Genomic DNA, 6,133 nt, shown 5'->3' with positions numbered 1-6,133 from the left:
AGCACGGAATCGCCCACCATGGTCTGGACTGCGACGATCATGCCGTAGTCGGGGTCGATGGAGTCGGCCGGGATGGCGGCGCCGATGCCGAAGCCAGCGAACAGGTAGATGGCGCCAATGGTCAGGCCGCCCAGGATGATGGACTTCGGAATGTCGTGGGTCGGGTTCTCCATGTCCTTGGCGAAGGTGCAGATGACCTCGAAGCCCGTGAAGTTGAAGATGATGATGGACAGGTAGCCCAGGGCGTTGGTGTTGGTGAGCTCGGGCAGGAAGGTGGCGGCGGACATGTCGTTCGCGAAACCGTTCTCCATGGCATACCAGATGCCCAGGGCGCCGACGATGACGGCAACGGCGACCTTGATCAGGGCGCCACCGTTGAGGACCCACTCGGAGTCGGCCGCCTTGGAGCGGCCCATGAGGTAGACGATCCACACGAAGGCGAGCTCGATGCCCATCTTGGCGATCAGGTTGAACTCGACGCCAAAGACCATGCCCAGGATGTCGGGGAACATGGTCGCCAGCGAGGCAATCCACAGCGGGTAGTTGACCCAGTAGTAGTACGAAATGCGGGCGCCCCACTTGTCGCCCAGGCCATCGCGTACCCAGTCGTAAATGCCGCCCTCGCCGTCATAGGTGGTGCCGAGCTCGGCGACGACCATGCCGTAAGGGAGCAGGAAGGTCAGGATCAGGAAGATCCACCAGAAGAACTGCTGGTTGCCAATGGCAGCAGCAGGAGCGGCGGCCTCGCAAACGAAGACGACGCAGATGATGGTCGAAATGACCGTCAGGAAGGAAAGCTTTTTCTTTCCGTCACTCATATTTAATCCTTTGCTCAGTCGTTTTCAGACAGGGCGCCAGTGCTTACGCGCAGTGGCGCAGATGATGGGCAGCAGGAGACAAGCATCTGCTGCCGCCCATCAGAAAGCATCGTACAGGCCATACCACACGTCGGTGTAGATGAAGTCGGCGCCCTTGATGCACTCGGTTGTCGTCGGAGACTTTGCAGTTCTCCTCGCCGATGGCCATGAGGTCGCCCATCTCCTGCGAAGGCGGGCGAGCCGTAGCTCGCCCGACCTGGTACGTCTTACAGACCGTGCTTACCGAAAGCGGCCATGCGCTCATTGATGGTGGCGCGGTATGCCGCAGCCTTCTGCTCGTCGGGCTCGCTCTGGGGGCACAGAGTGGCCAGGATGGCGCGAATGGAGTGCTTGCGGTTCTCGGCCTCGACCCAGCACAGGGAGCGCTCGGGATCGTCCATGACCTCGTCGACGACTTCCTCGCCACGGTTTGCGGGCAGGCAGTGCATGAACATGCTGTTCGGACCGGCAACGTTCATCATATCCCAGGTCACCTGGTACTTCGGATAGAACACATCCATGTAGCTGGAGCTGGAGACTTCACTGTCGTAGAGGCCGTACCACACATCGGTGTACACGAAGTCGGCGCCCTCGATGCAGGAAATGTCGTCGGAAATGGTGATGGTGCCGCCGGAGACCTTGCAGTTCTCCTCGCCGATAGCCATGAGATGCTTGCCGAACTCGGCGCGCTCCTCATCGGTGCCAATATGCAGGCAGCCGTCGGGAATCTGATGCCCCTTCGGTCCGAACTGCACGAAGTCCATGCCCATCTTCGTGCAGATGAACATGAGCGACGCGCAGGTCTGGGTGGCATCGCCGATCCAGGCAAACTTGCAGTCCTCGATCTTCTTACCGGCGGGCAAGTTCTCGATCATGGTCATGAGGTCGCCGAGCTCCTGGGTGGGATGGTTGTACTCGCTCATGCCGTTGATGACGGGGGCCGCGGAGTACTTCGCCAAGCTCACTACATCCTTATGACGATCGACGCGGGCCATGAGGATGTCGACGAGGCTTCCCATAACGCGGCCGGAGTCCTCGATGGACTCATGGCCACCCAGCTGGATGGAGCCGGGGCCGAAGAACTGAGCGTGACCGCCGAGGTCGCTCATGGCCGTCTCGAAGGAGATGCGGGTACGGGTGGACACCTGCTGGAAGATCATGCCGAGGGTCTTGTCCTTCAGCAGGTGCGGGTACTCGCCGCCCTCCTTGATGAGCCCCTTCATGGCGATGGCCAGATCTACCATGCCGAGCAGCTCTTCTTTTGTGAAGTCGTTGGTGTCGATGTAATCCTTGACCATTGAAATCTCCTTCAAAATTCGTTGGCCGGACCGCCCCTTGCGGACCGCGCTCCCATGAAGCGCCCCGAAATGAGCGAGACGCTCCCTTGCGCCACACAGCATGGGGCGCACCCGTAGTTTTGAGAAGAAATAACCAGGATTATTTTCAGATTACATTAGCTCACCGCACACCTTACCCTGGCTAATCCTAGCTAATCCTAACTAATCCTAACTAGTCCTAACGCCTAGACGGATTGATATTGAACTGGTTTCTTCGCCCTGTGCGCCGCTGTCAACACCTTGCGCCTCCGTTCTAAGGAACCGCCGAGCACCGACGTGCCCGACACCCAAGAATACGTAGACAAGCTGCTCCTCGCCTTCTGCGAGCACTGTCACCTGACCGCGCGCGAGCGCGTCATCTTGAAAGAGGTGCTGCAGGGCAAGGACAACCAGAACATCGCCAGTTCGCTGCAACTGGCCCTGGGCACTGTGAAGGCCCATGTGCACAACATTCTGAAGAAAACCGGCACCGCCACCCGCCAAGAACTCACCCAGCTGTTCTGGAAGGGATGAAGAACGGCCGTAGACGGCTGATCCCGTAGGGGGCGGCCGCATAGCCGCACCGACTCCCAGCCTCTCAGAGCCCGGCCCTTTTACGGCCACTCAGTTCCTTTCTAAGTTTTTGCGCAAGCTCGTCTCGGCTACTCACACCAAGCTTGGCGTAAATATTCGATATGTGGGTTTTCACCGTGTTGACGGAAATGCATTCTTGCTCAGCAATCTCCTTGTTCGATGCGCCCTTTTCAAGGAGCGACAGCAGTACTTCCTCGCGCTTGGTCAGCCCGTATTCGCGAGCAATCCAGGGCACAAGGGATTCCGCCAACCGCACATTACGTATCCGCCGATGATGTGCAAGAAAGACATACGCAGCCACGGTGAAGCAAAGCGCCATAATCTCAACGGGAACCCTACGAGGAGAGACAGAGCGCGCGCCGCCCTCCTGTCTAAAGGCCAAATACGTTGCCGCTTCCGCCAAGGCATATATGAGCACAAGTAAGAGCGAGAGAACCCATCGCCATCGGCTCATGCGTCGAAACTCTGCCGCCAAGCAGCAGATGCCGTACCCTATTACCCAGATCGCCAACAACCTGGTAAAGAGAAACTCGCGCCATAGTGCAACCGATTCGACTGACGAAGCGCCACTTGCCCATGCCACCATCATGCAAACTGCCCAAAAAAATCCCTCTACGAGAGAGAAGCTGCGCGAGAGCAAGCTGCCGAGAACGAGCCGATACAAGAGGATTACCACCATGTTGAATGCAAAGCGGAGCATAGGATAGGCGTTTCGCGTGCCCTCGAATTGCATCGCGAATTCCGGAACGAACTCATACATGAATACAGAACATATATCTATCGTATACAAAAGGAAGGTGAGCGCGACGAAGAGATAGCCCCGCCTGCGCTCGACATAGTGAAGACTCCCATAGGCAGCACTGACAAACGCATAGGCGATGCAACTTGCCACATTGTAGAGAAAAGCGAGGGACACGACTCCTCCTTCATCAAGCGACAACATTATAGAAGATTTAGCACCCAAGGCTAAAACTACCCCAACGTCCGATTTGTCTCCCTGCATTTTCGCTGTTCAGAGACAGGGGGATAGAAAATCATCCTCCGATTAATCTCAAATCCCTCTCTGTTTTTCTTAACAAAGAACACCCTGACTCTTAAGGTTGAATTACTGCAGCGCAAAAAAAGAGACAGCGCTGCAACCAAATTAAGGAGGGTCTTATGAGCACATCCCATCAGAAGCAACCTCTCAGCCGCCGTCGTTTCGTCATTGGATCGAGCGCCCTAGCGGCTGCCGCGTTCTCGGGCGGACTCTGGGGATGCGCATCCGGGAAGCAGCCTGGATCAAATGCCACGCCCGGTTCCGCCGATCAAAACATTGCCGATATCGTGCTCCGCAACGGCCATGTGCAGACCATGGTGTCAGAAAGCGATGTTGCATCAGCCGTCGCTATCGCGGGCAACAAGATCGTGTACGTGGGCGACGATTCGGGCATCGATGCTTTCGTAGGAGACAATACTCAAGTCATCGACCTCGATGGCAAGTTCGTCTCCCCCGGCTTCATTGACGGCCACATCCACGCCCCTGGCAACTGGTTCAACGCCCTCTTCCAGATCGACCTGACGGGGCTTACCACCAACGAGGAATACCTCGAGGCAATCCGCGACTTCGTGGAGGCCCATCCCGACGAGGAGGGCTACATCGGAGCGCCTTTCATGCTCAATGCCTACCAGCTTCCCGACGGCTCGAATCCCGGGCCCTCGAAAGAAGATCTAGATGCCATCTGCCCCGATAAGCCCATTCTCATCCACGACGTCTCCTACCACGCCGCTTGGGTCAATTCCAAGGCCCTCGAAATGGCTGGCGTAACTGCCGACACCCCCGACCCAGAAGGCGGCCTGTTCTATCGCAATGAGAAGGGAGAGCCTTCGGGGTGCGTCTCCGATGCCGCCAAGGGAATTGTGTTCGCCATCATGCCCAACACCATGACCAACGATAATCTGAAAAAGGCCATGCGCAAATTCATGAAGGAAGCAAACTCCTATGGCATAACCGGCATTACAAATATCACCCAAGGCGGTCTTGATATTATCGACATGTATCACGAGTTGGAGGACGAGGGCAATTTGACCCTGCGCATGCGCGTCGTCCCCACTATGAAAGAAGGCCGCACCTATGACGAGGTGCTTTCCGCCATCAAGTCCTACAACGACTCCGCCACAGACATGATTTCTTCGAATACCGTGAAGATTTTCTACGACGGAGTGACCGAAAGAGGCACCGCCGTCTTCCTGGAACCCTACCAGGAATCAACGGGGCTCGGCGATCATTGGTGCGGCGAACCCATCTGGTCTCAGGAAGACTTTACCCGTCTTGTACACGACTTTGATGCAGAAGGCGTTCAGGTGCACGTGCACGCCATGGGCGACGGCGCCGTTCACGGCACCCTTGATGCCTTCGAGGAGGCTCGGGCGACCAATGGGAAGCGCGACGCGCGGCACACGATCACCCACGTATGCGCCATTACCGATGAGGATATCCAGCGCATGGCCGATTTGGATGTAGTGGCGAATCTCCAATTCCTGATGATGTACCACGATGATCTCATGGACCTGGAGCGCGCCTATATCGGCGACGAGCGCGCCATGGCGTTGTACCCAACAAAGCACTTGGCCGAGGCAGGCATCTGCATCAGCGGCTCCTCAGACGCCCCCGTCATTCCATTTGCCCCGCTCGATGCGATCGAGGTCGGCGTTACCCGCAACTCGCCCTATCCCGAGGAAGAGGACACCGACATGACCCGCTGGCCCGAACAGGGGCTCACAGCCTATCAGCTGCTCGAGGCCTACACCAAGAACGACGCCTACCAGAACTTCATGGACGATATTATCGGCACCGTTGAAGTAGGCAAGTTCGCCGATCTCGTCGTGCTGGACACCAACATTCTCGAAGCCGATGCCAAGGCCATCTCCGACACGCGCGTGATCTACACCATCTCCGACGGCCGCATCGTCTACAAGGGATAGAACCACGCCAGAAGGTGCCAGCATTACAGAACGGCTCACAAACCCTCGAACACAAGCCCCCGCGGCTCTGCGGTCATTAGTCCCGCAGAGCCGCGGGGGCCAATCTATGCGACTTCGCAGTCCTTACCGGCACTGCGGCAATACGCAAACACGCTGTATCCCGAAAGGGCTTCTCGCTCTCCAATTTGCTTTAGCGCACTTTACTACCGGCGAGAAAATCAGGTACTACCGTAAGCTTCGCGGGCTCTATCAGGGAGAGCTGGGCGAGAAAATCGGCGTCTCCAAGGGCGCGATCCGTCACTATGAGACGGATTTCAGGACTCCCAAGCAGCCTCAGGTGGAAGCCATCGCCGAAGCTCTCGACATCTCTCCGCTTGCCTGTTGGACTTCAGGGTAGAGAAC

The 6,133-nt window shown here is 57.3% G+C and carries 6 protein-coding genes; 3 read left to right on the top strand and 3 right to left on the bottom strand.

Features of this window, described 5'->3' with window-relative positions:
• Together ACTQZF_RS08475 and ptcA are read right to left on the bottom strand one after the other, a co-directional pair.
• Positions 1-818: APC family permease (locus ACTQZF_RS08475; protein ID WP_441555040.1), on the bottom strand; the 818-nt coding region annotated here is incomplete at its 3' end.
• A 266-nt stretch (positions 819-1,084) separates the two neighbouring features.
• The gene (ptcA, locus tag ACTQZF_RS08470; protein WP_441068638.1) at positions 1,085-2,155 is read right to left on the bottom strand and encodes a putrescine carbamoyltransferase; all 1,071 of its coding nucleotides are present in this window, start codon (positions 2,153-2,155) and stop codon (positions 1,085-1,087) included.
• A gap of 315 nt (positions 2,156-2,470) precedes the next feature.
• On the opposite strand from ptcA, the gene ACTQZF_RS08465 reads away from it, so the two are divergent.
• Entirely contained in the window at positions 2,471-2,707 is a 237-nt protein-coding gene (locus ACTQZF_RS08465) for a response regulator transcription factor (protein WP_441062878.1), read from the top strand.
• Positions 2,708-2,771: 64 nt separating this feature from the next.
• Here ACTQZF_RS08465 and ACTQZF_RS08460 read toward each other — a convergent pair whose 3' ends face one another.
• Positions 2,772-3,683 (bottom strand): response regulator transcription factor, encoded by a 912-nt coding sequence (locus ACTQZF_RS08460; protein WP_441555039.1) that lies wholly within the window; start codon positions 3,681-3,683, stop codon positions 2,772-2,774.
• A 242-nt stretch (positions 3,684-3,925) separates the two neighbouring features.
• Between ACTQZF_RS08460 and ACTQZF_RS08455 the strand changes: the two genes are divergently transcribed.
• The gene (locus ACTQZF_RS08455; protein WP_441555038.1) at positions 3,926-5,731 is read left to right on the top strand and encodes an amidohydrolase; all 1,806 of its coding nucleotides are present in this window, start codon (positions 3,926-3,928) and stop codon (positions 5,729-5,731) included.
• A gap of 106 nt (positions 5,732-5,837) precedes the next feature.
• Complete coding sequence (locus ACTQZF_RS08450; RefSeq protein WP_154517929.1) at positions 5,838-6,128, top strand: helix-turn-helix domain-containing protein; 291 nt, start codon at positions 5,838-5,840, stop codon at positions 6,126-6,128.
• Positions 6,129-6,133 lie beyond the last annotated feature (5 nt).

Source organism: Collinsella sp. LCP19S3_H3 (genome assembly GCF_052119145.1).
In the GTDB taxonomy this organism is placed as follows: domain Bacteria; phylum Actinomycetota; class Coriobacteriia; order Coriobacteriales; family Coriobacteriaceae; genus Collinsella.
Note: the sequence above shows the minus strand (reverse complement) of the source record. Positions and strands in the feature narration are given on the sequence as shown.